The sequence below is a fragment of the Ectothiorhodospira mobilis genome (genome assembly GCF_016584115.1).
GTDB classification, from domain to species: domain Bacteria; phylum Pseudomonadota; class Gammaproteobacteria; order Ectothiorhodospirales; family Ectothiorhodospiraceae; genus Ectothiorhodospira; species Ectothiorhodospira mobilis.
The window spans coordinates 39,983-66,850 of sequence record NZ_NRSK01000015.1; the positions used below are offsets into that span (position 1 = coordinate 39,983).

At 70.0% G+C, this 26,868-nt stretch carries 28 protein-coding genes; 15 read left to right on the forward strand and 13 right to left on the reverse strand.

Annotated features, from left to right (window positions below; translation table 11 throughout):
• Nucleotides 1-14: 14 nt before the first annotated feature.
• Both CKO33_RS07720 and CKO33_RS07725 read right to left on the reverse strand, forming a co-directional pair.
• A complete protein-coding gene (locus tag CKO33_RS07720; protein WP_200181106.1) occupies nucleotides 15-980 on the reverse strand; it encodes an ABC transporter substrate-binding protein in 966 nt (321 codons plus the stop codon).
• 45 nt (nucleotides 981-1,025) lie between these two features.
• Entirely contained in the window at nucleotides 1,026-1,691 is a 666-nt protein-coding gene (locus CKO33_RS07725) for an alpha/beta hydrolase (protein ID WP_200181108.1), read from the reverse strand.
• A gap of 232 nt (nucleotides 1,692-1,923) precedes the next feature.
• Here CKO33_RS07725 and hemB point away from each other — a divergent pair, with 232 nt between their 5' ends.
• From hemB to CKO33_RS07740, 3 genes are all read left to right on the forward strand, one after another.
• Entirely contained in the window at nucleotides 1,924-2,925 is a 1,002-nt protein-coding gene (hemB, locus tag CKO33_RS07730) for a porphobilinogen synthase (RefSeq protein WP_200181110.1), read from the forward strand.
• A 6-nt stretch (nucleotides 2,926-2,931) separates the two neighbouring features.
• Nucleotides 2,932-3,753 carry a shikimate dehydrogenase gene (aroE, locus tag CKO33_RS07735; RefSeq protein ID WP_200181112.1) on the forward strand — a complete coding sequence of 274 codons (822 nt, stop codon included), beginning with the start codon at nucleotides 2,932-2,934 and terminating at the stop codon, nucleotides 3,751-3,753.
• A gap of 65 nt (nucleotides 3,754-3,818) precedes the next feature.
• Complete coding sequence (locus CKO33_RS07740) at nucleotides 3,819-4,478, forward strand: YiaD family glycine zipper/OmpA-like lipoprotein (RefSeq protein ID WP_200181114.1); 660 nt, start codon at nucleotides 3,819-3,821, stop codon at nucleotides 4,476-4,478.
• Nucleotides 4,479-4,492: 14 nt separating this feature from the next.
• Here the strand turns inward: CKO33_RS07740 and CKO33_RS07745 are convergent, their stop codons facing one another.
• Nucleotides 4,493-5,047, reverse strand: a complete 555-nt coding sequence (locus tag CKO33_RS07745) for a gamma carbonic anhydrase family protein (RefSeq protein ID WP_200181115.1) — start codon at nucleotides 5,045-5,047, stop codon at nucleotides 4,493-4,495.
• A gap of 184 nt (nucleotides 5,048-5,231) precedes the next feature.
• Here CKO33_RS07745 and ubiA point away from each other — a divergent pair, with 184 nt between their 5' ends.
• Nucleotides 5,232-6,122, forward strand: a complete 891-nt coding sequence (gene ubiA / locus CKO33_RS07750) for a 4-hydroxybenzoate octaprenyltransferase (RefSeq protein ID WP_338081750.1) — start codon at nucleotides 5,232-5,234, stop codon at nucleotides 6,120-6,122.
• A 95-nt stretch (nucleotides 6,123-6,217) separates the two neighbouring features.
• Here the strand turns inward: ubiA and CKO33_RS07755 are convergent, their stop codons facing one another.
• Nucleotides 6,218-6,925 (reverse strand): ComF family protein, encoded by a 708-nt coding sequence (locus CKO33_RS07755; RefSeq protein WP_200181117.1) that lies wholly within the window; start codon nucleotides 6,923-6,925, stop codon nucleotides 6,218-6,220.
• Between the two features lie 283 nt (nucleotides 6,926-7,208).
• On the opposite strand from CKO33_RS07755, the gene bioB reads away from it, so the two are divergent.
• From bioB to infA, 4 genes are all read left to right on the forward strand, one after another.
• Nucleotides 7,209-8,183, forward strand: coding sequence for a biotin synthase BioB (bioB, locus tag CKO33_RS07760; protein WP_200181119.1), 975 nt, complete (start codon nucleotides 7,209-7,211; stop codon nucleotides 8,181-8,183).
• Nucleotides 8,184-8,194: 11 nt separating this feature from the next.
• On the forward strand, nucleotides 8,195-9,352 hold the full coding sequence (bioF, locus tag CKO33_RS07765; RefSeq protein WP_200181120.1) for an 8-amino-7-oxononanoate synthase: 1,158 nt from the start codon (nucleotides 8,195-8,197) through the stop codon (nucleotides 9,350-9,352).
• Nucleotides 9,353-9,557: 205 nt separating this feature from the next.
• Complete coding sequence (locus CKO33_RS07770) at nucleotides 9,558-10,403, forward strand: DUF2726 domain-containing protein (protein WP_200181122.1); 846 nt, start codon at nucleotides 9,558-9,560, stop codon at nucleotides 10,401-10,403.
• Between the two features lie 337 nt (nucleotides 10,404-10,740).
• Entirely contained in the window at nucleotides 10,741-10,965 is a 225-nt protein-coding gene (gene infA, locus CKO33_RS07775) for a translation initiation factor IF-1 (RefSeq protein WP_200181124.1), read from the forward strand.
• Nucleotides 10,966-11,061: 96 nt separating this feature from the next.
• Here infA and CKO33_RS07780 read toward each other — a convergent pair whose 3' ends face one another.
• Both CKO33_RS07780 and CKO33_RS07785 read right to left on the reverse strand, forming a co-directional pair.
• Nucleotides 11,062-12,318, reverse strand: a complete 1,257-nt coding sequence (locus tag CKO33_RS07780; RefSeq protein WP_200181126.1) for a bifunctional alpha/beta hydrolase/OsmC family protein — start codon at nucleotides 12,316-12,318, stop codon at nucleotides 11,062-11,064.
• Nucleotides 12,319-12,367: 49 nt separating this feature from the next.
• Entirely contained in the window at nucleotides 12,368-13,534 is a 1,167-nt protein-coding gene (locus CKO33_RS07785; protein WP_200181128.1) for an MFS transporter, read from the reverse strand.
• Nucleotides 13,535-13,712: 178 nt separating this feature from the next.
• Between CKO33_RS07785 and CKO33_RS07790 the strand changes: the two genes are divergently transcribed.
• Complete coding sequence (locus tag CKO33_RS07790; RefSeq protein WP_200181130.1) at nucleotides 13,713-14,603, forward strand: universal stress protein; 891 nt, start codon at nucleotides 13,713-13,715, stop codon at nucleotides 14,601-14,603.
• On the opposite strand, the gene CKO33_RS07795 is transcribed toward CKO33_RS07790, so the two are convergent.
• A complete protein-coding gene (locus CKO33_RS07795) occupies nucleotides 14,564-16,399 on the reverse strand; it encodes an ABC transporter transmembrane domain-containing protein (protein ID WP_338081751.1) in 1,836 nt (611 codons plus the stop codon). The genes CKO33_RS07790 and CKO33_RS07795 overlap by 40 nt on opposite strands.
• Before the next feature lie 127 nt (nucleotides 16,400-16,526).
• Here CKO33_RS07795 and CKO33_RS07800 point away from each other — a divergent pair, with 127 nt between their 5' ends.
• Complete coding sequence (locus CKO33_RS07800; RefSeq protein WP_200181140.1) at nucleotides 16,527-17,966, forward strand: phospholipase D-like domain-containing protein; 1,440 nt, start codon at nucleotides 16,527-16,529, stop codon at nucleotides 17,964-17,966.
• Between the two features lie 114 nt (nucleotides 17,967-18,080).
• Here CKO33_RS07800 and CKO33_RS07805 read toward each other — a convergent pair whose 3' ends face one another.
• The 3 genes from CKO33_RS07805 to CKO33_RS07815 all read right to left on the reverse strand — a co-directional run bounded on the left by CKO33_RS07805 (nucleotide 18,081) and on the right by CKO33_RS07815 (nucleotide 20,883).
• Nucleotides 18,081-19,010, reverse strand: coding sequence for a hypothetical protein (locus CKO33_RS07805; RefSeq protein WP_200181142.1), 930 nt, complete (start codon nucleotides 19,008-19,010; stop codon nucleotides 18,081-18,083).
• An 87-nt stretch (nucleotides 19,011-19,097) separates the two neighbouring features.
• Nucleotides 19,098-19,769 carry a RadC family protein gene (radC, locus tag CKO33_RS07810; RefSeq protein ID WP_200181143.1) on the reverse strand — a complete coding sequence of 224 codons (672 nt, stop codon included), beginning with the start codon at nucleotides 19,767-19,769 and terminating at the stop codon, nucleotides 19,098-19,100.
• Between the two features lie 37 nt (nucleotides 19,770-19,806).
• Nucleotides 19,807-20,883 carry an alkene reductase gene (locus CKO33_RS07815; RefSeq protein WP_200181145.1) on the reverse strand — a complete coding sequence of 359 codons (1,077 nt, stop codon included), beginning with the start codon at nucleotides 20,881-20,883 and terminating at the stop codon, nucleotides 19,807-19,809.
• A 262-nt stretch (nucleotides 20,884-21,145) separates the two neighbouring features.
• Here CKO33_RS07815 and CKO33_RS07820 point away from each other — a divergent pair, with 262 nt between their 5' ends.
• Entirely contained in the window at nucleotides 21,146-21,697 is a 552-nt protein-coding gene (locus CKO33_RS07820; RefSeq protein ID WP_200181147.1) for a sugar transferase, read from the forward strand.
• Nucleotides 21,698-21,725: 28 nt separating this feature from the next.
• Here CKO33_RS07820 and CKO33_RS07825 read toward each other — a convergent pair whose 3' ends face one another.
• Entirely contained in the window at nucleotides 21,726-22,718 is a 993-nt protein-coding gene (locus tag CKO33_RS07825; RefSeq protein ID WP_200181149.1) for an aldo/keto reductase, read from the reverse strand.
• Nucleotides 22,719-22,920: 202 nt separating this feature from the next.
• Here CKO33_RS07825 and bluB point away from each other — a divergent pair, with 202 nt between their 5' ends.
• The 4 genes from bluB to pufB all read left to right on the forward strand — a co-directional run bounded on the left by bluB (nucleotide 22,921) and on the right by pufB (nucleotide 24,938).
• Nucleotides 22,921-23,673: a 5,6-dimethylbenzimidazole synthase gene (gene bluB, locus CKO33_RS07830; RefSeq protein ID WP_200181156.1), complete on the forward strand. Its 753-nt coding sequence runs from the start codon at nucleotides 22,921-22,923 to the stop codon at nucleotides 23,671-23,673.
• Entirely contained in the window at nucleotides 23,670-24,437 is a 768-nt protein-coding gene (locus CKO33_RS07835; RefSeq protein WP_200181158.1) for a DUF72 domain-containing protein, read from the forward strand. The genes bluB and CKO33_RS07835 overlap by 4 nt, the downstream gene beginning before the upstream one ends.
• Before the next feature lie 163 nt (nucleotides 24,438-24,600).
• On the forward strand, nucleotides 24,601-24,786 hold the full coding sequence (gene pufA / locus CKO33_RS07840) for a light-harvesting antenna LH1, alpha subunit (protein WP_090484650.1): 186 nt from the start codon (nucleotides 24,601-24,603) through the stop codon (nucleotides 24,784-24,786).
• Between the two features lie 11 nt (nucleotides 24,787-24,797).
• Nucleotides 24,798-24,938, forward strand: a complete 141-nt coding sequence (pufB, locus tag CKO33_RS07845) for a light-harvesting antenna LH1, beta subunit (RefSeq protein ID WP_090484652.1) — start codon at nucleotides 24,798-24,800, stop codon at nucleotides 24,936-24,938.
• 149 nt (nucleotides 24,939-25,087) lie between these two features.
• Here the strand turns inward: pufB and CKO33_RS07850 are convergent, their stop codons facing one another.
• Both CKO33_RS07850 and CKO33_RS07855 read right to left on the reverse strand, forming a co-directional pair.
• Nucleotides 25,088-25,651 (reverse strand): thioredoxin family protein, encoded by a 564-nt coding sequence (locus CKO33_RS07850; protein WP_200181160.1) that lies wholly within the window; start codon nucleotides 25,649-25,651, stop codon nucleotides 25,088-25,090.
• A gap of 53 nt (nucleotides 25,652-25,704) precedes the next feature.
• Nucleotides 25,705-26,739: an NADP(H)-dependent aldo-keto reductase gene (locus tag CKO33_RS07855; RefSeq protein ID WP_200181162.1), complete on the reverse strand. Its 1,035-nt coding sequence runs from the start codon at nucleotides 26,737-26,739 to the stop codon at nucleotides 25,705-25,707.
• Nucleotides 26,740-26,868: the final 129 nt, after the last annotated feature.

Consider the following 26,868-nt stretch of genomic DNA (forward strand, 5'->3'; position numbering starts at 1 on the left):
GCCGGCCGCGGATTTCAGGCGTCGGGCAGTTCCAGGGTGCGCCGCACCACCGGCCAGGCCGGTGCGCCGTCCCGGGTGGTCACGCCGTCGAGGAAGGAACGGACCCTTTCGGGATGCTCGCGCAGCCACTCCAGGGCCACCGCCTCCGGTTCCCGTTCCTCGAAGCTGAAGCCGCGGATCATGACGCTCTGGTCCGCGGCGGTGAAGGTGAGCTGATCCAGCAACCGGGTGGCATTGGGATGGGATTCGGCGAAGGCCCGGGTCACCAGGGTGCGTACGTCGCTGTGTCCCCCGTCCGGCCCCCACATGTCCTGGGGATCCTCCAGGTAACGGATGTCGTATTCGATGTTCATCCAGTGGGGGGTCCAGGCGCCGAAGACGATCCATTCCCCCTGGCCGATGGCATGATCCACGGCGCTGAGCATGCCGGGGGTGGAGGTTTCGGACAGGGTCCAATCCCCCAGGCCGTAGGTGTCGTTCTCCACCGCGGCATTGAGGGTGTCGCTCATCCCCGAGCCGATCTCGATGGAGTAGATGGTCCGGTCCAGACGGTCGGCGAAGCGGGGATCGTCCAGGTCTTCGGCGGACTGCAGTCCCGCGTCAAAGACATAGGCGGGCACGGCGAAACCCAGACGGGCACCGTCCACGTTGTTGCCCAGGTCCAGCAGGCGCTGCTTGCCCTCCCCGAAGCTGGCCTCGTACATCCCCTGCTGTGCCGGGAGCCAGGCCGCCATGAAAACATCCAGATCGTTCTGCAGCATCGCCTTGTAGGTGATGTTGGAGCTCAGCTCCTGCAGCCTGGGGTCATATCCCAGGGTTTCAAGCAGGAGGGAGGCCAGGGCCGTCTTCACGGTGACCCCCGGCCAGGGCGGGGCGGAAAAGCGCACGCGGGCCGGTTCCGAGGACAGGGCGGCCGGGGCCGCGGACAGCAGCACCAGGCCGGCGAGGGAAAGGGACAGCAGGCGTTTGGGCAGATGCATTCAAATCCTCACAAATGACGTTGAACGCCGCCCATTATACCGGATTTAGTCCTGAATCAAGCGCCCGAGCCATGCCCCCAGGTCGCGCACCTCGTCGCCGCAGACGCTGTGGGGCATGGGGTACTCGTGCCATTGCAGGTCCACCCCCAGGGCCTCCAGGGCCCGGGCCGAGCGGCGGCCGAAGTCCACGGGGATCACCGCATCCATGCTGCCGTGGGCCATGAACACCGGCAGCCCCCGGGTCCGCTCCGCCAGGGTGATGCCGGCCTTTTGCGCGTCGGGCAGGTAGGTGGACAGGACAAACACGGCATCGGGGGCCGGCCCTTCCCCTAGGCCCGCCAGCAGGGCCACGGCCCCGCCCTGGGAGAAACCGCCCAGGATCACCCGCTCGTGTTCGCCGCGGGCCCGGGCCACCAGTTCCTGGATCCGGGCCACGGTCTCCCCCACCTGGGCATGATCCTCGCCCCGGCCCGGGTCCAGGGCCCGGAAGTCGTACCAGGCCCGCATGGCCATGCCGTTGTTGAGGGTCACCGGCCGCACCGGGGCATGGGGGAAGACGAAACGCACGGCGGCCCCCGGCGGCAGGGGCAGCTCCGGCACGATGGGTTCGAAGTCATGGCCGTCGGCCCCCAGGCCGTGGAGCCAGAGGATACAGGTGCGGGGGTGGGCGCCGGTGTCGACGAGGACGGATTCCAGGGGTGCGGTGTCCATGGGGCTACGGGGGTCTCCGGAGGATGGATGGGTACCCGGCATTCTACGGCCCGCGCCGGGGTCTGCGCCAAGCCGCGCGCACCGGGTCCTGCCCCTGCCCGTATGCCCGCCGGCGCCAAATCCGCTATCCTGATGCCCCGAAACGGGGTGCGGGGGAGCGGTCGCCGCCGGGCCGTGTCCACCCCCGCGCGGTCCCGGACCCGTACAATGCCGAACCAGCCTGGAGGGCACGATGTCCCAGTTCAAAGGTTACTTTCCCATGGTCCGTCCCCGCCGCATGCGGCGGGATGAGTTCTCCCGCCGGCTCATGCGGGAGAATCTGCTCACCCCCGACGATTTCATCTACCCGGTGTTCGTCCTGGAGGGCCAGGGCCAGCGGGAGCCGGTGCCCTCCATGCCCGGCGTGGAGCGCCTGTCCATCGACCTGCTGGTGGAGGAGGCCCGCGCCGCCGCCCGCCTGGGCATCCCCGCCATGGCCCTGTTCCCCGTGACCCCCGCCGGCAAGAAGACCGAGGACGCGGCCGAGGCCTACAACCCCGATGGCCTGGCCCAGAACGCGGTGCGCGCCCTCAAGGACGCCGTGCCGGAGATGGGGGTGATCACGGATGTGGCCCTGGACCCCTTCACCATCCATGGGCAGGACGGCCTCATCGACGAGACCGGCTATGTGCTCAACGACGAGACCGTGGAGGTGCTCACCCAGCAGGCCCTGTCCCACGCCGAGGCCGGCGCCGATGTGGTGGCCCCCTCGGACATGATGGACGGGCGCATCGGCGCCATCCGCGAGGCCCTGGAGGAGGCGGGCCATATCCACACCCGCATCCTGGCCTATTCGGCCAAGTACGCCTCCAGCTTCTACGGCCCCTTCCGCGACGCCGTGGGCTCCGCCGCCAACCTGGGGGCCGGCAACAAGTACACCTACCAGATGGACCCCCACAACTCCGACGAGGCCCTGCAGGAGGTGGCCATGGACCTGGAGGAGGGGGCCGACATGGTCATGATCAAGCCCGGCATGCCCTATCTGGACATCGTGCGCCGGGTGAAGGAGACCTTCGGCGTGCCCACCTTCGCCTACCACGTGAGCGGCGAGTACGCCATGCTCAAGTCCGCGGGTCAGAACGGCTGGATCGACGAGAAGGCCTGTGTGCTGGAGGCCCTCACCTGCATGAAGCGCGCCGGGGCCGACGGCATCCTCACCTACTACGCCCGCCAGGCCCTGGAGTGGATGGACTGAAGGCCCATGGCTGAGGACCGCTACGCCGTCATCGGCAATCCCATCGGCCATAGCAAGTCCCCCCTCATCCATGCCCTGTTCGCCCGCCAGACGGGGCAGGACATGGCGTACGAGGCGGTGCTGGCCCCGGAGGATGGTTTTGCCGACACCGTGCGCGATCGGGTGGCGCGGGGCTACCGGGGCTTCAACGTCACCGTGCCCTTCAAGCGCCAGGCCTTTGAGCTGGCCGATATCCTCACCCCCCGCGCCCGGCGCGCGGGGGCGGTGAACACCCTCATGGTGGAGGGGGACCGCCTGGCGGGGGACAACACCGACGGGGCGGGCCTGGTCACCGACCTGACGCGCAACCTGGATCAGGATCTGGCCGGGCGGCGGGTCCTGTTGCTGGGGGCCGGGGGCGCGGCCCGGGGCGTGCTCCAGCCCCTGCTGCAGGCGGGGGTTGGTGCGCTGCACATCGCCAACCGCACCGCCGCCCGGGCGCGGGACCTGGCGGCGGATTTCTCCGACCTGGGGGCGGTCACCGGCGGTGGTCTGGAGGAGCTGGCCGGGGGGCAATACGATCTGGTGATCAACGCCACCGCCGCAGGCCTGGGGGACCAGGTCCCTCCCCTGCCCGATGACCTGCTGGCCCCCGGGGCCGGCTGCTATGACATGATGTACGCTGACGCCCCCACCGCCTTCGTGCGCTGGGCCCGGGACCATGGCGCCGCCTGGAGCGCCGACGGCCTGGGCATGCTGGTGGAACAGGCCGCCGAGTCCTTCCACCTCTGGCGCGGTTGCCGGCCCGACACGGCCCCGGTGCGGGCGCAGCTGAGGCCGGGGGGATGAACGCCGCGCCCCGCGATCCGCTGGCTTCGCCCTTTCCCCGAATTCATTCCAGTGAGGTTGGTTGCATGCGTGTTCTGATCCCTTCCCTCGTCCTCGCCGCCGCCGTGGCCCTGGCCGGCTGCACCACCCTGGATCCCTATACCCGGGAGGAGAAGGTGAGCAACGCCACCAAGGGGGCCGCCATCGGGGCCATCGGCGGCGCCGTGGTGGGCAGCCTCAGCGGCGACCACGACCGCACCCAGCGCGCCATGATCGGGGCCGGCATCGGCGCCCTGGCCGGCGGCGCCGTGGGCAACTACATGGACCGCCAGGAGATGGAGCTGCGCCAGCAGCTGGAGGGCACCGGCGTGAGCGTCACCCGCGTGGGGGACACCGTGGTGCTGAACATGCCCGGCAACATCACCTTCGACGTGGACCGTGCGGAGGTGAAGGCCCGGTTCTACGACGTGCTCGATTCCGTGGCCGTGGTGGCGAAGAAGTACGAGAAGACCGCCATCCAGGTGGCGGGGCACACCGACAGCACCGGCAGCGTGGACTACAACATGGACCTCTCCCGCCGCCGCGCCGAGAGCGTGGCCCGCTACCTGGAGAGCCGGGGGGTGGCGCCGGTGCGCCTGGACACCGTGGGCTTTGGTCCCCACCGTCCGGTGGCCGGCAACGACACCGCCCGGGGGCGCGCCCTCAACCGCCGTGTGGAACTGACCTTCGTGCCCCTGACCCGCTGAGCCCGCCGCCTCCCTCAGACCTGCAGATAGTCCAGGGGGACGGCCAGCCCGGCATGGCGGTCCTTGAGCTGCACATAGTGCTGTGCCGAGTAGCGCAGCTGGTCCCGCTCCCCGTCCGTGAGGGGGCGCACCTGCTGTGCGGGGCTGCCCTGCCACAGGTACCCCCCTTCCAGGGTCTTGCCCGGGGGCACCAGGCTGCCGGCGGCCAGGATCGTGTCGGCACCGATCTCCGCCCCGTCCATCACCACGCTGCCCATGCCGATGAGCACCCGGTCCCGGATGCGGCAGGCATGCAGCACGGCGCGGTGCCCCACCGTCACCTCATGGCCCACCTCCAGGGCGAGACCGCCGGGGCTGTAGGGGCCATCGTGGGTCACGTGCAGGACGCTGCCGTCCTGGATGTTGCTGGCCGCCCCCACGCGGATGGCGTTCACATCCCCCCGCAACACGGCCATGGGCCAGACGGAGGCATCGGCGCCCAGGATGACGTCGCCGATCACCAGGGCGGTTTCGTCCACCCAGGCGGACAGGGGCACGCGGGGGATATGGCCTTCGTAGGATCTGAGCATGGGGAAGATCTCCTCTCCCTGGGTCTGTGGCATGGGCCGCGGCAGGGCACGGGGCCACCGGGATTTGGGCAGGGGCGCCCCCCGCGCGCCGGGCTCTGATACACTCTAGCCGTTCCTGCGCGGCACCGGGAGACCGGAGGCCGCCGGGTGCGGAGCATCCATCCCCAGCATTGGCCCCGATGCCGTGAACACCGAGACCGCCGACTACGCCAAGGGAGTGCGAGCCAGGCTGATCCAGTACGCCCTGCTGGCACGGCTGCACCGCCCCATTGGCACCCTGCTGCTGCTCTGGCCCACCCTCTGGGCCCTGTGGATCGCCGCCGAGGGGCCGCCGGCCCCCCTGCTCCTGCTGGTGTTCGTGGGGGGGGTCTTCCTCATGCGGGCCGCCGGCTGCGCCATGAACGATTTCGCCGACCGTCATATCGACGCCCATGTGAGCCGGACCCGGGACCGTCCCCTGGCCTGCCGGCGGGTGAACCCGGCGGAGGCGGTGGCGGTGGCCATGGTGCTGGCCTTTTTCGCCTTCTGCCTGGTGCTGCTCACCAATCCCCTCACCGTGGCCCTGTCGGTGGTGGGGGTGCTGCTGGCCGGCACCTACCCCTTCATGAAGCGCTACCATCACCTGCCCCAGGTGCACCTGGGGGTGGCCTTCGGGTGGGGGGTGCCCATGGCCTTCACCGCCCAGACCGGCGCTCTGCCACCCCCTGTGGCCTGGCTCATCTTCTGCATCACCATCCTCTGGGCCACCGCCTACGACACCATGTACGCCATGGTGGACCGGCCGGACGATCTGAAGATCGGGGTCAAGTCCAGCGCCATCCTCTTCGGCGAGGCGGACCGGGGCATCATCGGCGCCCTGCAGGCCCTGGTACTCCTGGGGCTGCTGCTGCTGGGACAGCAGGCGGGGCTGGGGCTGTGGTACCACCTGGGTCTTGCGGTGGCCGCCGCACTGGCCCTCTATCAGCAGTACCTCATCCACGACCGGGCCCCCGGGGACTGCTTCCGGGCCTTTTTGAACAACAACTGGTTCGGCGCCGCGGTCTTTCTCGGCCTGATGGTGGATTACGCCCTTTGACACCCTCCCCAACCTGAACGGCAGGTCAGGTTGAGCGGCCGCCGGGATGCGGAACCCCCTGCCCCGGCGGCGCAGCCCACGGCCCGCCCCGCGCTTCACGCCCGCGCCGCCACCCACACCTCCACCCGCCGCACCCCCGCGGCCTTCAGCCGGCGGGCCAGCTCGTTAAGGGTGGAACCGGTGGTCATGACATCATCCACCAGCAGCACATGCCCCGGGGCGAAGCCCGCCCGCACGGAGAAGGCCCCGCGCAGGTTATGGCGCCTGCGGTCGGCGGCGAGCGTCTGCTGCGGCGGGGTGGCCCGGGTGCGGTGCACCGCATCCGGCACCAGGGGCACCTGCAGTGCCCGCGCCAGGGGCCGGGCCAGTTCCGCCGCCTGGTTGAACCCCCGCTGCGCCAGACGGCGGCGATGCAGGGGGACCGGCAGGATGCAGTCGGGGGGTGTTGCGCCGGGGAGCAGCTGCCGGGCCATGAGCCGGGCCAGCAGACGGCCGTGGTTGAGACGTCCGCGGAACTTGAAGCGGGCGATCCAGGTATCCACGGGCCACTGGTAGCACAAGGCCGCCCGGGCGGCATCGAAGGCGGGCGGGTGCCGCAGGCAATCCCCGCAGAGGGGACCCGCGGTGGCGGGCAGGGGGCGGGCGCAGCGGCTGCAGGCGGGTCCGGCCAGCGGCAATTCCCGGGCGCACCCGGGGCACAGGTCCATGCCCGCCTGCCCCGGCGCGCCGCACCATAGGCACACCGGTGGGTAGAGGGTCTCCACAAGGGTGCCGGCGATGCGGGACCACAAGCGATGGGGCATGGTTCACCTCCCTGTCACCATGGCGGAGATTGCGTTATATTGCCGCAGCCCCGGGACGTCTGCAGAGGTTGCATCCGGCCCGGGATCGGGCACGCAGTGTCCGCCCTGTCGCGGCGACGCCCCCGGCGGGCCGCCTGGCGGTCGCCCCCTTCTTCCCGCCGGAGCCGTTCCGGTCCCGGAGCCGGGGGCGCATGGCCGCCGCGATCATCCTCCCCGTTTTGCGCCATCCTGCGCAGGAGACGGGGGCACTGGCAAGACCTGGCTATCCCCAAGGAGCCTGAACATGGCTGAACTCCGTCACGACTGGGGGGTGGAGGAGATCCTCCACCTCCTGGAGCGCCCCTTCAACGACCTGCTGTTCGAGGCCCATACGGTGCACCGGGCCCACTTCGATCCCAACGAGATCCAGGTGAGCCGCCTGCTGTCCATCAAGACCGGGGCCTGCTCGGAGGACTGCGGCTACTGCTCCCAGAGCGCCCATCACGACGCCGAGGTGGAACCCGAGCGCCTGCTGTCGGTGGAGGAGGTGCTGGAGGAGGCGCGCAAGGCCAAGGCGGAGGGGGCCACCCGCTTCTGCATGGGGGCCGCCTGGCGCAACCCCACGGACAAGAACCTGGACAAGGTGATCGAGATGGTCCGGGGCGTGCGCGAACTGGGTCTGGAGACCTGCATGACCCTGGGCATGCTCACCGAGATGCAGGCCCGCCGGCTGAAGGAATCCGGTCTGGACTACTACAACCACAACCTGGACACCTCGCCGGAATACTACGGCCAGGTGATCACCACCCGCACCTATCAGGACCGCCTGGAGACCCTGGCCCACGTGCGCGACGCCGGCATCAACGTCTGCTCCGGCGGCATTCTGGGCATGGGGGAATCCCGCCGCGACCGCGCCAGCCTGCTGCAGCAGCTGGCCAACCTGCCGCGCCATCCGGAGTCCGTGCCCATCAACAACCTGGTGCGGGTGGAGGGCACACCCCTGGCCGAGAGCGAGCCCATCGATCCTCTGGAGTTCGTGCGCATCGTTGCCGCCACGCGCGTCCTCATGCCCCGCTCCCACGTGCGCCTCTCCGCCGGGCGCAGCGAGATGAGCGACGAGATGCAGGCCCTGTGCTTCTTCGCCGGCGCCAACTCCATCTTCTACGGCGAGAAGCTGCTCACCACCGACAACGCCACCGAGAACCACGACGACCAGCTCATGCGCCGCCTGGGGCTGCGTACCCGCAGCCTGCAGGATCAGGAAAGCGACGCCGCCTGAGGCCGCCGCCCGTGCGTGATCTGGCCGCCGAACTGGCGCGGCGCCGGGCCGGGGACCGCTACCGCACCCGGCGGGTGCTGGAGGGCCCCCAGGCCCCCCGGCAGACGGTGGACGGCCGGCCGCTGCTGGCCTTCTGCAGCAACGACTATCTGGGACTGGCCCATCACCCGCGCCTGGTGACGGCCCTCAAGCGGGGCGCCGACCGCTACGGCGTCGGTGCCGGGGCGGCCCACCTGGTGAACGGCCACAGCCGCGCCCACCACGCCCTGGAGGAGGAGCTGGCCGCCTTCACCGGGCGTGAGCGGGCCCTGCTCTTCTCCACCGGCTACATGGCCAACCTGGGGGTGGCCCAGGCCCTGCTGGGGCGCAGGGATCACCTGCTGCAGGACCGCCTCAACCACGCCTCCCTCATCGATGCCGCCGCTGCCTGCGGCGCCCGCCTGCGCCGCTACCGCCACGGCGACGAGGGGGACCTGGCCCGCCGCCTGGGGGCCCTGGAAGGGGATGAGCGCGAGATCCTGGTGAGCACCGATGGCGTCTTCTCCATGGACGGTGACCTGGCGCCGCTGCCGGCCCTGGCGGCGCACGCCGCCGCCGCCGGGGCCTGGCTCATGGTGGATGATGCCCATGGCCTTGGCGTGCTCGGCGCCACCGGTGCGGGCAGCCTGGAACACCTGGGGCTGGACGCGCGGCAGGTCCCCATCCTCATGGGCACCCTGGGCAAGGCCCTGGGCACCGCCGGGGCCTTCGTGGCCGGCTCCGAGGCCCTCATCGAGACCCTGATCCAGTCGGCCCGCACCTACATCTACACCACCGCCATGCCCGCGGCGGTGGCCGAGGCCGCCCGCGAGGCCCTGCGGGTGGTGGCCGACGAGCCCGGGCGCCGCCACCGGCTGCAGGCCCATGTGCGCCGCTTCCGTGCCGGGGCGGCGCAGCTGGGACTGGCGCTCATGCCCAGCCGGACCCCCATCCAGCCGGTCCTGGTGGGGGAGGCCGGCCGGGCCGTGGAGCTCAGCCGGCGCCTGCTGGAGGCGGGTTTTCTGGTGCCCGCCATCCGCCCCCCCACGGTCCCCGAAGGCGGCGCCCGCCTGCGGGTGACCCTGAGCGCGGCCCACCACGAGGACGAGGTGGACCGGCTCCTGGAGGTCCTGGGGGAGCTGCATCCCTGACCCCGCTCCGGATCCCGCCGGTCGCCCCGGATCCCGACCTGGGACAAAAAACCCCACAAATGAACTTGTCATTGCGTCCCCCCGCCCCCCAAAATCGGTTGACTGCGCTCCTATGGCCCAGCCCCAGTAACCGGGAAATGGTCCGAACCCGAGAACAACCGGCCCCGTTCCCGGATGACACCCAATCCGACGGAGGGATGTTCAGATGGTGGAAGCAATCCTTGTCCTGATCTTTGCCGGCGCCGCGGTGATGTTCTACAGCTACTACAACGCCCGGGTCGCCCTGCCCCCGCCCCATTCCGGATGCTACGGGAAACGCGAGCGGCTGCTCTCGGACACGGAGGCCCAGGTGCTCCAGGCCCTGGAGGCCGAGTACGGCAACGAGCGCCGCGTGCTCCCCAAGGTCAACGCCCGGGATGTGGTGGCCGTGAAGCCCACCCCCGACCAGCCCCTGATGGAGGCGGCGGAGGAACGCGTCCGGCATGAACAGTTCGATTTCGTCCTCTGCGGTAAGGATGCGTTCGATGTCTCCTGTGCCGTCCGCTGCCGCAGCGGGGAGCGCAAGGGGCAGGTGCACGACCCCGACCGCTTCCTGGCGGAGGTGTGCGAGCACCTGGAACTGCCCCTGGCCCGCATCCGCACCGACCAGCCCATCACCCAGGCCCGGGTGAAGGCCCGGGTGGATGAGGCCTTCCGGGAGGTGCAGGAGCGGGCCGAGGCCCGCAGGGCGAAACAGGCCGCCCGGGCCTCGAAGGCCTCGAAGACCGCATCGGGTGGGGCCGCCACCGGCGGGGGTACAGCCAAGGCCCCGGCCGCCAAAGCCCCCGCCGCCCAGGGCACGGGCGGCGACAGCCCCGCCGCGGCGGCCCCCGCCAGCGGGGACGCGGGGGGCGGAGCGAAGCCGGACAAGGCCGGGGACAAGGCCCCCGGGGCCGCCCCCGCCGCCCCGGGGAAGGCAGCGACCGCCTCCGCGGCCCCTGCCTCCAACACCGCATCGTCCTCGGCCACCCCCCCGAGCGGCCCTGCCGGTTCCTCCGGCACCGGGGCCTGATCCCCCGCGGGCGGGGCCTTTCGGGTCCGGGACCTCCCGGACCTGAAAGGTCTTGACGATTTGTGTATACTGTGTCCTCTGTAGAGTAGAGAAAGCGGTCGGCCCCGGGTGCCGCCCTTCCTCCTTCCTCGAGCCGAAGGCACCCCAGGACAGGCCCGCGTGTCCCCGGGCCATCCATCCGTACCCCGCACCGGGCCATCGCAGGCGCGGCCCGCATGCACCACGGGGATCCCCGGTGGTGCAGTTGCATGGTGCCGGCCGACATTCCGATTCACCCCAGAGAAGGACCCGGGCCGAGGCACAACGGACCCGATCCGGGCCCCAGAGAGGTATTGATATGGCGAAGAAAGAAGACATTATCGAGATGGAAGGCACTGTCACGGACGTGATGCCCGACCAGCGTTTCAAGGTGGAACTGGACAACGGCGTGCACGTGCAGGCCTATGCCTCCGGCAAGATGCGCCGCTACCGCATCCGCGTCGTCAGCGGCGACAAGGTGAAGCTGGAGATGTCCCCCTACGACCTCACCAAGGGCCGCATCAGCTACCGCTACAAGCACTGATCCCGCGCCCTCCCCGGCGACGGGATCGCCCCCGCCCTCGCCACGGGGGGCCGGCGCCCCGGGTTCCCTCCCGGCGCGGCCTGTGGCGCGGGGGCATCATCCCCCCGCACCCTCGTCCCCTGCATCCGTCCCCGCCCCGGACGGGGCCTCCCGTAGTCTGGATTCGATCAGCGCCCCGGAGCGGAGCATGCGGTGCACGGGGCAGCGGTCTGCGATCTGCAGCAGCCGCTTGCGCTGCTCCGCATCCAGATCCCCTTCCAGCAGGATCTCCCGATCGAACCGGTCCATCTTGCGGGGCCGGGTGCCGGGCGCGGCCTGCGGGTCGTCCACCTGGTCGTGGTGCACCCGCACCGCCACGTGCTCCAGCGGCCACTGCTTGCGCTGGGCGTACATGCGCAGGGTGATGCTGCTGCAGGCCCCCAGGCCCGCCATCACCAGCTCGTAGGGGCTCGGCCCCAGGTCATTGCCCCCTTTGTCCTCCGGCTCGTCCGCCGTCAGGCGGTGGGGGCCCACCTGCACCGTCTGGGCATAGTCCCCGGCGCCGTTCTCCGCCGACAGCACATCCCCTTTCTTCACCGCCGGTTGCTGCGGATCCAGAAAGCGCGAGGCCCAGGCCGTGAGCAGGGAGGCCACGTAGTTGGCGTCCTCCGGCCGCGTGAGCATGTGGTCCACCCGGTCCAGGGAGACGAAGCTCTTGGGGTGCTTGGCCGCCTTGTAGATCTGCGCCGCGTGCTCCACCGAGACCACCGGGTCCTGGGGGGAATGGAAGATCATCAGGGGGCGGCGCAGCCGGGCCACCTTGTCCAGCACCTGGTGGTTGTCCAGGTCCTCGATGAACTGCTTCTGGATGTGGAAGGTGCGTCCCGCCAGGGAGACCTCCGCCGTGCCCTGGGCCTTGATGGTCTCCAGGGTCTCGCCGAACAGATGGGTCACATGGGCCACGTCGCTGGGGGCGTTGATGGTGGCCACGGCCCGCACCTCCGGGATCTCCTCCGCCACGGAGAGCACCGCCGCGCCCCCCAAGCTATGGCCGATGAGGATCTGCGGCGCCTGGTGCTCGCGCCGCAGGTAGTCCGCCGCCCGGCGCAGGTCCTCCAGGTTGGAACTGAAATTGGTGTTGGAGAAATCCCCCTGGCTGTTGCCCAGACCGGTGAAGTCAAAGCGCAGCAGGGCGATGCCGTGGGAGCGCAGGGCCGCGCTCAGGCGCACCGCCGCCAGCACGTCCTTGGAGCAGCTGAAGCAGTGGGCGAACAGGGCGTAGGCCCGCGGCGGGCCCTCGGGCAGGTCCAGGCGGGCCGAGAGCTGCGTGCCATGGGCGCCGGTGAAGCGGATGGGGTTCTGATGCGGGGACATGACACCTCCGATGCGTGACGATGAGGGGCACTGTACATGGGACAGGGGATCAGGACGCAGGGTCCACGGGCAGCGCGCCGCGGCGGGCGATGCCCATGAGCAGCCAGGCCGCCACGGCGATGATCCCGGCCAGCACGGCGAGATAGGCGTGCCAGCCCAGGCCGTGGTAGACATAGCCCGGCAGGAAGGAACCCAGGGCCCCGCCGGCGTAATAGAAGGCGATGTAGAGGCCATTGACCACGCCGCGCTGGGTCTCGCCCTGGCCGCGGTTGAGCACCCCGGGGGCCAGGGAGTGGATCAGGAACATGCCGGCGCAGAGCACGAACATGCCCGCAAACACCGCCGCCACCCCGCCACCGGCGAAGAACGGCAGGGCCCCCAGGAAGATGGCGGCGCCCAGGCGCATGGTGTTCACCTCGCCCCCCAGGGGCACGGAGAGGCGCACCGACAGCAGCGAGGTGACCACCCCCATGAGGTAGCCGGCGTACATGAAGGCGATGCCCGTCTCGTCCAGCCCCGTGCCCAGTTCCACCAGGCGGAAGGGCAGGAAGTTCAGCAGCGAGGCGAAGGCCCCGAAGGCGCAGAAGGCCACCCCGTAGAGCCGCAGGTGATCGGGCCGGCGCAGCACCTGGAGGATCACCCGCGGGTGCGGCCGCTGGAAACGCACCGGCGGGTCCGCCTGCAGACGCTGCAGCAGCAGGGCACACAGGGCCGTGGCCAGTGCCAGGGCGAGGAAGGACCAGCGCCAGCCCAGGTGGGTGGAGAGGAGTCCGGACACCATGCGCCCCAGAAATCCCCCCATCACGCTGCCGGCGATGTACAGGGCCATGGTGCGCTGCATCTCCCCGGGCCGGGCGCTGGCGCCGATGTAGGTCATCAGGGCCGTGAGCATGGCCGGGACGATGAGCCCCTGGGCCAGGCGCAGGGCCAGCAGGAACGGGAAGTCGTTTACATAAAACGCCGCAAACTGGGTCAGGGCCAGCAGCCAGGTGGCCCCCACCAGCAGACGCCGCGCGGACAGGCGCTGCAGCAAAAAGCCATAGGCCACCGGCGCCACCGCCAGGGGCACCAGGGCCACGGTGATGAGCAGCGAGGCGCGGGCCTCGCTCACCCCCAGGGCCCCGGCCAGGACCGGCAGCAGCGGTTGCGGCGCGTACAGCGCGGAAAAGACCAGGACCGCGCAGTAGAGCACGATGGCCAGATGCGATCTGGGCAAGGGGATTCTCCCGGAAACGGCCGCCGGACCCCCTGGTCCGGGCGGCGGATGCGGGGCGCGGCCGGGCCGTGTCCCGCTTGAAACTCTCCCAAACTGTGCGACACTGGATGAAGACCGAGCCATCCAGCCCATCCGCGGTGCCCGCATCCCGCGCGGCGCCGCGGCGGAGATCCACGTCATGCCCCTGGAAAAGATCCTCCATGCCACCGACCTGTCCCCCGGCGCCGAGGCCGCGGGCCGCCGCGCCCTGCAGCTGGCCCGGGATCACGGCGCCCGCCTGCAGGTGCTCACGGTGGTCAACGCCCCGGACGTGAACGAGGCGGTCATGGCGCATCTGCGGGGCCGGTCGGGGGAGATGATGACCGACCTGGCCGAGGCCACGGAGCAGGCCCTGGTGGAACACATGCGCGGCCTCGGGGCCCCGGAGGACGGCGGCATCGAGTACCACTGCATCCAGGGCCAGGGCTACCGGCAGATCCTGAAGGAGGCCCGGGGCTGGGGCGCGGACCTGATCGTGGTGGGGTCCCACGGCCACCAGGGGGTGCACGACGTCCTGCTGGGCAGCACCACCCTGAATCTGGTGCATCATACCGATCTCCCCGTGCTGGTGGTCAAGCGCCCGGCGGAAGGTTCCTATGAACGGGTCCTGGTGCCGGCGGATTTTTCCGAACGCACCCGTTCGGCCCTGAATCTGGCCGCCGACCTGGTCCCCGATCAGGTCCTGCGCGTGCTGCACGTCTACAACCTGGATGCCCTGGACAACGTCCTGCGCAACCGCGTGGAGCGCAGCGAGGTGGACCGCATCAAGGCGGAGGTGCGCGCCGAGCGCCAGCAGGAACTGGACACCTTCCTGCTCCAGGCCGACGTGCATCCGGACCGGGTGCAGGGCCAGCTGCGCATGGGCTACGCCCCGGATGAACTGCAGAAGGCCGTGGACGAATGGGACGCCCAGCTGGTGGTCATGGGTACCCACGGCCGCAACCGCCTGGCGGACGCCCTCCTGGGGGGCGTGGCCCGCCGCGTGGTGCATCAGGTCAAGGGGGCGGACGTCCTGCTGGTGCGTTCCTGACCCCGGACCTCGTCGCCCGTATCCCGGAACTGCAGGGCCGCCAGGCGGGCGTACAGCCCGCCCTGGGCCACCAGTTCGTCGTGGGTGCCCGAGGCGACGATGCGTCCCTGATCCATCACCACGATCCGGTCCGCCTTGCGCACCGTGGCCAGGCGGTGGGCGATGATCAGCGTGGTGCGCCCCTCCATGAGCCGCTCCAGGGCCTCCTGCACCAGCCGTTCGCTCTCCGCGTCCAGGGCGCTGGTGGCCTCATCCAGCAGCAGCAGGGCCGGGTCCCGCAGGATGGCCCGGGCGATGGCGATGCGCTGGCGCTGACCGCCGGAGAGGCGCACCCCCCGTTCCCCCAGGTGGCTGTCGAAGCCCTCCGGCAGACGATCCAGGAACTCGCTGGCATGGGCGGCATCGGCGGCGCGGCGGATGTGCGCCCGGTCCACCCCCTCCAGCCCGAAGGCGATGTTCTCCCAGGCATCGGCGCCGAAGATCACCGCGTCCTGGGGCACCAGGGCGATGCGCCGGCGCAACGTGGTGGGGTCGGCATCGCGCAGGTCCACCCCATCGAAGCGGATGCACCCGGATTCCGGGTCGTAGAAGCGCAGCAGCAGCTGCATCACCGTGGACTTGCCCGCCCCCGAGGGCCCCACCAGGGCCACCTTCTCCCCGGGGGCCAGGTCCAGACTCACCCCCGCCAGGGCCGGCGGCTCGGGCCGTGAGGGATAGCGGAACACCACCCCGGAAAGGGACACCCGCCCCTCGGGGGGCTCCGGCAGGGCCATGGGCCGGGCCGGCGGGGCGATGGCCGGTTCCGTGTCCAGCAGTTCCATGAGGCGTTCCGCCGCCCCGGCGGCCCGCAGCAGTTCGCCGATGACCTCGCTCAGGGCCCCCACGGATCCGGCCACCAGCACGGCATAGAAAACGAAGGCCGCCAGCTGACCGTTGCTCATGTGCCCCTGGAGCACGTCGTGTCCCCCCGTCCACAGCACCAGGCTGATGGCGGTGAACACCAGCAGCATCACCACGGCGCTGAGCAGGGCGCTCACCCGCGTGCGCCGGACGGCGGCATCGAAGGCCCGTTCCACCTGGCGCCCGTAGCGCACGGCATCCACCGCCTCGTGGCAGAAGGCCTGCACCGTGCGGATGCCGTAGAGGGCCTCGTCGATGTAGGCACCGATGTCCGCCACCCGGTCCTGGGTCTCCCGGGAGAGGCGGCGCACGTGCCGGCCCAGGATCCAGATGGGGATGAACACCAAAGGCACCCCCAGCATCACCCAGAGGGTGAGCTTGGGACTGGTGATGGTCATCATGGCCAGGCCGCCGGCGAAGAGCAGGGCGTTGCGCACGGCGATGGCCAGGGTGGAGCCCACCACCACCTGCACCAGGGAGGTGTCCGTGGTGAGCCGGGAGATCACCTCGCCGGTGCGGGTGATCTCGAAAAACCCCGGATCCAGGCGCAGCACCTGCCCGAACACCGCCCGGCGCAGGTCCGCCACCACCCGCTCACCGATCCAGGTGACCAGGTACAGGCGCAGGGCCACCGCCACGGCCATCACCACAACCACGGTGAGCAGCAGCCACAGGCCCTGGTTCAGGGCCCCGGGATCCCCCGCGCTCAGCCCCCGGTCGATGACCACCCGCAGCACGGCGCCGAAGGCCAGCACCGCCCCCGAACCCGCCACCAGGGCGGCGACCGCGGCGATCATCCGGCCCAGGTGGGGACGGGCGAATGCCGCCAGGCGCCAGAGCACCCGCAGGTTCAGGCTGGTGGGGCGGTCGCTGAGTTCGGTGGTGTGCTCGGACACGGCATCTCCACTGTGGGGGAGGCAAAGGGCGCCCATCTTAGCAGGTCTGAGGGATCCCCCGGATGCGGCCCCGCAACCGCCGGCTTCAGGGGCCGGCGGGAACCTGTTATCGTCGATGCCCACCCGGATGGAATCGAGGGGAAGCACCGTGTCCGACTGGCCGGCCCTGGCGGCCAGCGGCGCCGCCCTGGCCGTTGTTGCCTTTGCCGTGTACAGCGCCGGGCACGCCGTGATCTACAAGCGCGATACCCGGGCAGTGATCGCCTGGGTGGGCCTGATCATGCTCCTGCCCCTTTTGGGGTCGGTGCTCTACTGGCTGCTGGGGGTGAACCGCATCGCCCGCACCGCCCGCGCCCTGCGGCCCCAGGCGGGGCCGCGGGAGCCGGCCCCCATGGACGGGGCCCTGCTGGTGCCGGAGCGCTGGCAGCGCCTGGCCCGGGCCGGGGACGCCCTGAGCCCCTTCAATCTCACCCCCGGAAACCGCATCCAGCCGCTTTTTGGCGGCAACGAGGCCTATCCGGCCATGCTCCAGGCCATCGGCCAGGCACGGCGGCAGATCAGCCTGTCCACCTATATCTTCGACTACGACCCCACCGGGGAGACCTTCATCCAGGCCCTGGGGGCAGCGGTAGCCCGGGGCGTGGCCGTGCGCGTGCTCATCGACGATGTGGGGGCCCGCTACAGCCGGCGCAGCGCCGTCCGCGCCCTGCGCCAGGCGGGGGTGGAGGCGTATCTCTTTTTGCCCATGCACCTGCCCCGCAGTCTGGGGGCCATCAACCTGCGCAATCACCGCAAGCTGCTGGTGGTGGACGGCCGTCTGGGCTTCACCGGCGGCATGAACATCCGCGAGGGGCACCGTCGCACGGACGCAGGCCGCCGGGCCATCCGCGATCTCCACTTCCAGGCGGAGGGGCCGGTGGTGGCCCACATGCAGACCCTCTTCTGCGAGGACTGGCACTTCGTCTGTGGCGAGACCCTGGAGGGGGAGGCCTTCTTCCCGCCCCTGCCCCACGTGGGGCCGGCCCTGGCCCGGGGGGTGGTGGATGGACCCGATGAGCACCGGGACCCCCTGCGCCAGCTGATCCATACCGCCCTGGCGGAGGCCCGGGACCGGGTGGTGGTGATGACCCCCTACTTCCTGCCGGACGAGGTGCTCATCTCCGCCCTCAACGCCGCCGCCCTGCGGGGGGTGCGGGTGGATATCCTGCTGCCGGGGCGCAACAACCAGATCCTGGTGCACTGGGCCTCCCAGGCCCTGCACTGGCAGCTGCTGGAGCGGGGCTGCCACATCGCCTTCTCACCGCCCCCCTTCGATCACACCAAGCTCCTGGTGGTGGACGCCCACTGGGTCCTGCTGGGGTCCTCCAACTGGGACCCCCGCAGCCTGCGGCTGAATTTCGAATTCGATATGGAAGGCTACGATCCGGACCTGGGGTGGAGGCTCACGGCCTGGGCCGACCGGCGCCTGGCGCAGGCCCGGTACGTGACCCTGGAGGAGATGGACCGGCGCAGCCTGCCGGTGCGCCTGCGGGACGGGGTGGCCCGGCTCATGACCCCCTATCTTTGACATCCTCCCCACGGCTGGGGCTGCTCCCGCACCCTGGGTGAGGCGGGAGGCATGGGCAGGGCCCTGGACCAGGGCGGGTCCCCGCCGCCCCGGTGATGAGGGTTGCCCCCGGGATCAGGAGAAGAGGTTGCGCAGCAGGGCCTTCACCTCCTCGCGCACGATCTCCCGGATACGGTCCTCGGACACCGGGGGTTCCGGCTGCGGCATATCCGCCATGGCCCCCTGGATTTCCGCCTGCACCAGGGTGCGGATGGCCCCCTCCACGCCCCCTTCCGGGCTGGCCGTTGCAGCGGGCGGGATGGTCTCTGCGGGGGTCTCCGGGGGCATGGTGTTCTCCTGGGATGGGGTGTCTTCTGCGCTGGCCTGGGCGGTGTCTTCTCCGGCGGGGGCCTCCCCGGCCGCCATGGCGGCCATCATGTCGTCCTCGCCGGATGGGGCCTGGGTGGTGTCTTCTCCGGCGGTGGGCTCCCCGGCCCCGTCCCCGGCTGCCATGGCGGCCATCATCCCGGCGTCTGCCCGGTCGGTTGCCTCCGCAGCCTGGGCCGCTTCGGCCGGGGGCTCTTCGTCCAGGGCCGCCTCCATCTCCCGGGCCTCCTCCATGGCCTCGGCGATGGCCGCCTCCTCGTGGGGCTCCGCTTCCTCCATCAGGGCCTCGGCCCCCTCCATGTGGGAGCGGAACAGGTCCTCCTCCGCTTCCCCGGACTCCGCCATCGGGGGCTCTTCAGGGGCGTTGTCCGTGTCCTGTGCCGTCTCCCCGGCGGAGGGCACCGCCCGCAGGGTGGGCCGTTCCGGTTCGGAAGGGGTTTCCTCGATGGCCGGGTTGTCGATCATGAAGTTCTCCAGCTGGTCCTCCTCGATCCACTGCGCCCACTGCTCGTAGAGGGCGTCCTTGTTCTCCACCCCCTCCACGGGCTGGGAGATGAAGGTGGAGATGTCCTTCACGTGGTACTTGCGCTGGATGTAGTCCGCCAGCAGCGGGGTGATCTCCTCATTGCCCCGGGTAAGGGAGACCAGTTTCATCAGGCTCGGGGATCGCGTTGCCATGGTTGCCACCTTGGGTTGGATTCGGTGCGCTTATCCGGGTTAGCGGCAGGTACGGCCGGGGATTGAGCCCGCCACGGCCTTGATCCTTCAGACCATGCCGCGTTCGGCCAGGGAGACGAGCGTATCCCCCACGATGATATGGTCCAGCACGCGGATGTCCACCAGGGCCAGGGCCTCCTTCAGGCGCCGGGTGATGGCCTCGTCCGAGGCAGAGGGCTCGGCCACCCCGGAGGGGTGGTTGTGGGCCAGGATGAGGGCGGCGGCGTTGTGGTGCAGGGCCCGGCGCACCACCTCCCGGGGGTGCACACTGGCCCCGTCGATGGTGCCGCGAAACAGCTCCTCGAAGGCCAGCACCCGGTGGCGGTTGTCCAGGAACAGGCAGGCGAACACCTCGAAGGGATGATCCCGCAGGCGCGCGGCGAGATAGTGCCGGGTGTGGTCCGGGGAGGTGATGGCGTCCCCCCGCTGGAGTTGTTCCGAGAGATGCCGCCGCCCCATCTCCAGCACCGCCTGGAGCTGGGCGTACTTGGCCGTGCCCAGGCCCCGGGCGTCGCAGAAGGCCTTCACGTCGGCCTGCAGCAGCGGGCGCAGGCCGCCGAAACGGGAGAGCAGATCCCGGGCCAGGTCCACCGCCGTGCGCCCGGCCACGCCGGTGCGCAGGAAGATGGCCAGCAGCTCGGCGTCGGACAGGGCCTGCGGGCCCCGGGCCAGCAGCTTCTCGCGGGGCCGTTCCTGCGCCGGCCAGTCGGTGATGGGCATGGCATGACCTCCGTGTCATGAGATGTGCGGTGTGGCCTCAGCCGTCCAGGGTGGGATAGTCGATGTATCCCTTCGGGCCGGGGGTGTAGAGGGTGTCCTTGTCCGCCTCCGCCAGGGGGGCGTTGCGGCGGAAGCGTTCCGGCAGGTCCGGGTTGGCGATGAAGGGCATGCCGTAGACCGCCGCGTCCGCCTGCCCCGAACGGATCATGGCCTCTCCGGACTCCCGGGTGAGCCCGCCCCCGGCCAGATAGGCATCCCCCCGGAAGCGCGGCCGCAGCAGGGCATGGTAGTCCGTGGACGGGTTGCCGATTTGGGCCACGTGCAGGTAGGCCAGACGGAAATCCCCCAGCTGATCCACCAGATAGCCGTAGGTCTCCTGCGGGTTCTCATCGCGGATGTCGTTGAACCCCATCTCCGGCGCCAGCTTGATGCCGATGTAATCGCCGCTGCGCACGGAGGTCATGGCCTCCAGCAGCTCCAGGATGAAGCGGGCCCGGTTCTCCACGCTGCCGCCGTAGGCATCCCCGCGGCGGTTGGTGGACGAGCACAGGAACTGCTCCGGCAGGTAACCCGAGGCGGCGTGCAGCTCCACCCCGTCGAACCCCGCCTGGAAGGCCATGGCCGTGGCGATGCGGTAATCCTCGATCACCTCATGGATCTCGTGCACCTCCAGCGCCCGGGGCGTGACATGGGGCCTGGGACCCTCGTCGGTGTAGGATTGCCCCTCGGGGCGCACCGCCGAGGCGGACACCGGCGTGGCCCCATCCGGCAGGAAGGCCGGATCGGAGATGCGCCCGGCGTGCATCAACTGCAGGACGATGACCCCACCCGCCTCATGCACCGCATGGGTCACCCGCGCCCAGGCCTCCATCTGCGCCTCGGTGTAGATCCCCGGGGTGCGCACATAGCCCTTGCCCATGGGGCAGGGATAGGTCCCCTCGGTGAGGATCATCCCCGCCTGCGCCCGCTGGGCGTAATAGGTGGCCGCGTGCTCGCCCGGCACGCCATCCTCCCCGGCCCGGGAACGGGTCATGGGGGCCATCACGATGCGGTTCTTCAGATCCAGGGCACCGGCGTACAGCCGGGAAAACAGATCGTTCTCTTTCGTGGACATGGGGCGTCTTCTTCTCCGTGGGGAACCCGGTGGGGCTAGGGTACGATGGCCTTGAGTCTAGCAGGAGGTCTTTGGGGATGGAGGTCCGTTCATGCCGATAGGAGGCAGCGCCCGGGCGATGCAGCGATCGCAAGGGTCTGGTGGTATGCTTCCCGGCAAAAATTAATGTTTTTATTGTGGTTATTTGGTTGAATTCAGGGGTGGATGCTCTGGGTGGCTGGCATCCCCATGGGTTCTCGTGGGTCAGGGTGGTTGGAAGATCGTGATTCGTTTTCTGGATCTGGTGTTTTCTCTCCTGGGCTTGATGGTCGGATTTCCGCTGCTGCTGCTGCTGGCCGGCATGGGGTGGCTGGATACGCGTTCGCCCCTGTTCCGGCAGACCCGGGTGGGGCGCGGGCAGCGTCCGTTCACGCTGGTCAAATTCCGCACCATGCAGCCGGATACGGCCTCTGTGGCCACCCACCTGGCCGATGGTTCGGCGGTGACGCCTTTTGGCCGTTTCCTGCGTCGTACCAAGCTGGATGAATTGCCCCAGCTGTGGAACGTGCTCCGGGGGGAGATGAGCCTGGTGGGGCCGCGGCCTTGCCTGTTCAATCAGCATGAACTGATCCGTGAGCGGGAGCAGCGCGGGGTCTTTGCCATGCGTCCGGGGATCACGGGGCTGGCCCAGGTGAACGGCATCGACATGTCCGAACCCAGGAGACTGGCGCAGACCGATGCAGAGATGCTGCAGCTGACCTTAAGGGATTATTTCAGGTATCTGCTGCTGACCCTCCTGGGGCGGGGAACGGGGGATCGGATCCGGGATCGCTGATCGCCCCGACCCCATGCCCCGTCCAGACCTATTCCCCGCGCGCGGGCGGGGCCATGAACTCGGGGCCCACCGGGTCGGTGATGTGGGTGTCGAGGATGCGGTCGATCTCGGCGTGGTCCCCGGGGGTCAGCTGCAGCTCCGTCACGCGGTTCACGCTGGCCACCTGCTCGGGGCGGCGGGCGCCCCAGAGGGCGATGTCGGCGCCGTGGTCCAGGAGCCAGCGCACGGCCAGGTGCAGGACGTCGCTTGCAAAACGCTCCCGGGCGAAGCGGTCCAGGGCCTGGACCGCGGCCAGGTATTGGCCGAAACGCGGCTCCTGGAACTTGGGATCGGACTGGCGCAGGTCGTCGCCGCCGAAGGTGGTGTCGGGGCCCATGCGGCCGCTGAGCAGGCCGCGGCAGAGGGCACCGTAGGCGAGGATCTGGATGCCGTTTTCACGGCAGTGGGGCAGCACGTCCGCCTCGATGCCGCGCTCGAAGAGGTTGTAGGGGGGCTGGCAGGTGTGCAGGGGTACCACCTGGCGAAAGCGCTCCATCTGCGCCGGGCTGAAGTTGCTCACCCCCACGGCGCGGATCTTGCCCTCCTGCAGCAGCCGTCCCATGGCCTCGGCGGTCTCCTCCACGGGGGTCACGGGGTCGGGCCAGTGCACCTGATACAGATCGATGTAGTCCGTCTGCAGGCGGCGCAGGGAGTCCTCCACCTCGGTGCGGATGCGCCCGGCGCTGGCGTTGCGGAACACGGCCTCGTCAGGGGTCCACTCCAGGCCCACCTTGGTGGCGATAAGGATCCGGTCGCGTCCGCCGTGGCGGCGGAGGGCCTCCCCCACCAGTTCCTCGGACTTGCCAAAGCCATACACGGGGGCGGTGTCGATCACATTGATGCCCTGGTCCAGGGCGGCGTGGACGGTGCGGATGGAGGTCTCGTCGTCGGTGCCGCCCCACATCCAGCCGCCGATGGCCCAGGTGCCCAGGGCGATGCGCGAGGCCTCGAGGGGGAGGTTGGCGAGGGTCGTGGTCTCCATGGGCACTCCTGTTGTTGGGGGGATTTCATTCGGGATGGATCGCGGGCCGTGCCGGCATCCACCCGTGTCTGGCCGTGGCTGGGGCGTGGGCGGCCCCGAAGCGGTTGATTCCCTGGGAGGATAGCAGCCGTCGCCGGGGGCAACTCAACGCCGGACCGCCCTGCCGGTATGATGCCGGTACATCCAACAAGGAGCGCAGGCCATGCCAGACCACGAGACACCGGACCACGCCTTCGGCGAATGTCAGCGGGAGGCCATCTACCGCAACATCCTGCAGCGGCGCGACGTGCGCGGCCAGTTCCTGCCGGATCCGGTGCCGGAGGACGTCCTGGCGCGCATCCTCACCGCCGCCCATTTCGCCCCCTCGGTGGGGTTCATGCAGCCCTGGAGCTTTGTGGTGGTGCGGGATCCGGGGGTGAAGGGGCGGGTGCACGAGGCCTTCACCCGGGCCAATGCCGAGGCCGCCGGGATGTTCGAGGGGGAGCGCCGCCGGCTCTATCAGGGGCTCAAGCTGGAGGGGATCCTGGAATCCCCGGTGAACCTGTGCATCACCTGCGATCCGGAGCGGGCGGGGCCGGTGGTGATCGGGCGCACCCACGATCCGGCCATGGACCTGTACAGCGTCGTCTGCGCCGTGGAGAACCTGTGGCTCGCCGCCCGCAGCGAGGGCCTGGGGGTGGGCTGGGTGAGCATCCTGCGCCCCTCGGAGCTGCGCGGGATCCTCGGCCTGCCCGAGCGCGTCGTCCCCGTGGCCTATCTGTGCATCGGCCGGGTCAGTGAGTTCAAGGGGCGTCCGGAACTGGAATCCGCCGGCTGGCGCGAGCGCCTGCCCGTGACCGACCTGGTGCATTTCGATACCTGGGGCGGGGAGTCCGCCGGCGCGGGGGACGAGGAGCTGCTCAAGGCCCTGCGGGCCTGTCAGGCGAGTGCGGAGAAGGGGGAGGTCCCGCTTTGAACGCCCCGGCCCCGGCACCACCGGGGGTATATGTGGGCACCTGCGGCTGGAACTACCGCCAGTGGCGGACGGGGTTCTACCGGGGCGTGCCCCAGCGGGCATGGCTGGCCCATTGCGGGCGCCGGTTCACCGGGCTGGAGATCGATAGCAGCTTCTACCGCCTGCCCGCAGCGGACACCCTGCGCCGCTGGGCGGGGCAGGTGCCGGAGGATTTCGGCTTCGCCCTCAAGGGCAGCCGTTTCATCACCCATCGCAAGCGCCTGCGGGATCCCCGGGAGCCGGTGGCGGTGCTGCGGGACCGGGCCCGGGTGCTGGGTCCGCGGCTGCGGGCGGTGTTGTGGCAGCTGCCGCCGGGCTTCGGGCGGGATGATGCCCGTCTGCAGGGGTTTCTCTCCGCCCTGGCCGGCTGGCCGGAGGTGGGCCATGTCCTGGAGTTTCGTCATCCCGACTGGTTCTGTGACGTCGTGGCCGCACGCCTGCAGGCCGCGGGGGTGGGGGTATGCCTGTCCGACGCCCCGGACTGGCCCCCATGGGAGGTGGTCACCGGTCCGCGGGTCTACTGCCGGCTGCACGGGCGTCCGCGGCTCTATGCCTCCGCCTACGACGACCGGGCCCTGGATGCCTGGGCCGGACGGGTGCGGGCATGGCATGCCCGGGGGCTGGAGGTGCATGTCTATTTCGACAACGACGCCGAAGGGGCCGCCCCCGGGGACGCCCTGGGTCTGCTGGCGCGCCTGGGCCGGGACCGTGGGCCGGTTGCTTGACCTGGCTCAAGCTTTTGTCCCGCTGAGCCGGGTGCCCTGTCAGGGGGCATTGACATGGAATGGCGGCAGCCTAGACTTACACCCGGACTTTGATTCGGGTTTTTCTTCGCGACGATCCGGATCGGGTACACGCAAGTAGCTCAAACCAAAGAGGGCTTAGAACATGAGCGAATACAGAGCGAGGAAGCCGAGCAATCCGCGGGATGACTGGAAGCTGTGGCTGGTGGTCAACCCCGGCACCTGGCTGATGCCCATCCTGATGGCCGTGCTGGTGGTCGCCCTGGCTGTTCACGGCTTCGTGTACAGCAACGACAACTACAACCCGCTGACCTACGAAGCGTCCGAGTGAGGTAATCGATCATGAACGAGAACAGCATCTCCGGTCTGACCGAAGAACAGGCGCTGGAATTCCACGAGCAGTTCAAGACCACCTTCACCGTGTTCATGGTGCTGGCGGCCGCTGCCCACTTCCTCGTGTTCCTGTGGAGACCTTTCTACTAAGGTCCTGAGCGGCCGTTCAACCGAACGGCGGTTCTGGGGAGGGGTTCGGACCCCGCGGCATGCCCTGAATCCAGGGATGCCGACGGGGTCCGGCCCCTCCTTTTTTATGCGCGTTTTGTGCGCCTCGCGGCCGCTGCCGGGCCCCCCGGTCAGGCCCCCTCCTTCCACTTGATGTTGCAGCCCAGGCTGGGTCTCTGCTCCGCCGGGACGGGGCGCCCCTCCAGCAGGGCGTCCGCCGCCGCCCGCAGATCCCGGCCGGTCACCGGGACATCGCTGCCGGGGCGGGCGTCGTCGAACTGCCCGTGGTAGACCAGACGGCGGTCGGCGTCGAAGAGGAAGAAGTCCGGTGTGCAGGCCGCTTGGTAGGCCCGGGCCACTTCCTGGGTCTCGTCGAAGAGATAGGGGAAGGTGTAGCCGAAGCGGCGGGCCTCGTCCTGCATCTTCTCGGGGCTGTCCTCGGGGAAATTCTCCACGTCGTTGCTGTTGATGGCGATCACCGCCAGGCCCTGGTCGCTGTAGGCCCGGCCGAAGCGGGCGAATTCGTGGCGGATGAGCTGCACGAAGGGGCAGTGGTTGCAGATGAAGGCGATGCAGTAGCCCCGGGCGTCGGGGAAGTCGTCCAGGGAGACGCTGCGGCCCGTGGACGGGTCGGTCAGGGCGAAATCAGGGGCGATGGTGCCCAGTTCCACCGCGTTGGATTCGGTTCGTGCCATGGGGTGTCCTCCTGTGGATGGTGGTGTTGCGGGACCTTAGGATCCCGCTGGTCTCAGGGGCAGGGGATCGGGTAGCGGGCGTGCACCGCCTCGATCTCCGCCAGCACCTCTTCGCTCAAGACGTCGTCCAGGCTGTCCATGTCCTCCTCCAGCTGCGGCATTTTCGTCGCCCCGATGATGGTGCTGGTGACAAAGGGGCGGCTGTGGACGAAGGCCAGGGCCATGCGCGCCGGGGAGAGGCCGTGGCGCTGGGCGATGTCCACGTAGGCGCGGGTGGCCGCCGTGCCCGTCTCGCCGGAATAGCGGCTGAAACGGCTGTACAGGGTCACGCGGCCGTCCGGCGGGCTGGCGTCCAGGTACTTGCCGCTGAGCACCCCGAAGGCCAGGGGGGAGTAGGCCAGCAGCCCCACCCGTTCCCGGATGGCCATCTCCGCCAGGCCCACCTCGAAGCTGCGGTTGAGCAGGCTGTAGGGGTTCTGGATGGAGACGACCCGGGGCAGGCCGGCCTGCTCCGCCAGGCGCAGGTACTGCATCAGGCCCCAGGGGGTCTCGTTGGAGATGCCGATGGCGCGCACCTTGCCCGCGCGCACGAAGTCCGCCAGCACCTTCAGGGTCTCTTCGATGGGGGTGGGGCGGTCCTCCGGGTCGTGCTCGTAGCCCAGCCGCCCGAAGTAGTTGGCCCGGCGCGCGGGCCAGTGCACCTGGTAGAGGTCCAGGTAGTCGGTCTGCAGGCGGGTGAGGCTGTCGTGCAGGGCCCGTTCCAGGTGATCCCGGGTGAGCTGGGGGCCGCCGCGCAGGTAGCTGAAATGTTCCCCGGGGCCGGTCACCTTGGAGGCCAGGACCAGGTCGTCCCGTCGCCCGCGCCGGGCCAGCCAGGTGCCCAGGTAGCGCTCCGTTTGCCCCTGGGTCTCCGCCCGGGGGGGCACGGGGTACATCTCGGCGGTGTCGATGAACTGGATGCCGCGCTCCACCGCCCGGTCCAGCTGGCTGTGGGCCTCGGCCTCGGTGTTCTGCTCGCCCCAGGTCATGGTGCCGAGACAGATGCGGCTGACGTGGATGTCGGTATCCCCCAGGGGATGGGTCTGCATGGGCTTCTCCGGTTGCGGGATGACACTTCCAGTGTCCATGCACCGGGGCACACGGACAAGCCCTTCGCCCCGCAGGGCGCGGGGCGAAGGGCTTGTCCGTGTGCCCCGGTGCATGGACACTGGAAGTGT

Coding starts and splice junctions, on each gene's coding strand:
- CKO33_RS07725 (WP_200181108.1), bottom strand. CDS start 1,691: ATGGACACCGCACCCCTGGAATCCGTCCTCGTCGACACCGGCGCCCAC.
- CKO33_RS07745 (WP_200181115.1), bottom strand. CDS start 5,047: ATGCTCAGATCCTACGAAGGCCATATCCCCCGCGTGCCCCTGTCCGCC.
- pufA (WP_090484650.1), top strand. CDS start 24,601: ATGAGCGAATACAGAGCGAGGAAGCCGAGCAATCCGCGGGATGACTGG.
- CKO33_RS07720 (WP_200181106.1), bottom strand. CDS start 980: ATGCATCTGCCCAAACGCCTGCTGTCCCTTTCCCTCGCCGGCCTGGTG.
- CKO33_RS07850 (WP_200181160.1), bottom strand. CDS start 25,651: ATGGCACGAACCGAATCCAACGCGGTGGAACTGGGCACCATCGCCCCT.
- CKO33_RS07770 (WP_200181122.1), top strand. CDS start 9,558: ATGGTGGAAGCAATCCTTGTCCTGATCTTTGCCGGCGCCGCGGTGATG.
- pufB (WP_090484652.1), top strand. CDS start 24,798: ATGAACGAGAACAGCATCTCCGGTCTGACCGAAGAACAGGCGCTGGAA.
- CKO33_RS07800 (WP_200181140.1), top strand. CDS start 16,527: ATGGAATCGAGGGGAAGCACCGTGTCCGACTGGCCGGCCCTGGCGGCC.
- CKO33_RS07755 (WP_200181117.1), bottom strand. CDS start 6,925: ATGCCCCATCGCTTGTGGTCCCGCATCGCCGGCACCCTTGTGGAGACC.
- hemB (WP_200181110.1), top strand. CDS start 1,924: ATGTCCCAGTTCAAAGGTTACTTTCCCATGGTCCGTCCCCGCCGCATG.
- CKO33_RS07825 (WP_200181149.1), bottom strand. CDS start 22,718: ATGGAGACCACGACCCTCGCCAACCTCCCCCTCGAGGCCTCGCGCATC.
- aroE (WP_200181112.1), top strand. CDS start 2,932: ATGGCTGAGGACCGCTACGCCGTCATCGGCAATCCCATCGGCCATAGC.
- CKO33_RS07805 (WP_200181142.1), bottom strand. CDS start 19,010: ATGGCAACGCGATCCCCGAGCCTGATGAAACTGGTCTCCCTTACCCGG.
- CKO33_RS07815 (WP_200181145.1), bottom strand. CDS start 20,883: ATGTCCACGAAAGAGAACGATCTGTTTTCCCGGCTGTACGCCGGTGCC.
- infA (WP_200181124.1), top strand. CDS start 10,741: ATGGCGAAGAAAGAAGACATTATCGAGATGGAAGGCACTGTCACGGAC.
- CKO33_RS07855 (WP_200181162.1), bottom strand. CDS start 26,739: ATGCAGACCCATCCCCTGGGGGATACCGACATCCACGTCAGCCGCATC.
- radC (WP_200181143.1), bottom strand. CDS start 19,769: ATGCCCATCACCGACTGGCCGGCGCAGGAACGGCCCCGCGAGAAGCTG.
- CKO33_RS07790 (WP_200181130.1), top strand. CDS start 13,713: ATGCCCCTGGAAAAGATCCTCCATGCCACCGACCTGTCCCCCGGCGCC.
- bluB (WP_200181156.1), top strand. CDS start 22,921: ATGCCAGACCACGAGACACCGGACCACGCCTTCGGCGAATGTCAGCGG.
- CKO33_RS07780 (WP_200181126.1), bottom strand. CDS start 12,318: ATGTCCCCGCATCAGAACCCCATCCGCTTCACCGGCGCCCATGGCACG.
- bioB (WP_200181119.1), top strand. CDS start 7,209: ATGGCTGAACTCCGTCACGACTGGGGGGTGGAGGAGATCCTCCACCTC.
- CKO33_RS07740 (WP_200181114.1), top strand. CDS start 3,819: ATGCGTGTTCTGATCCCTTCCCTCGTCCTCGCCGCCGCCGTGGCCCTG.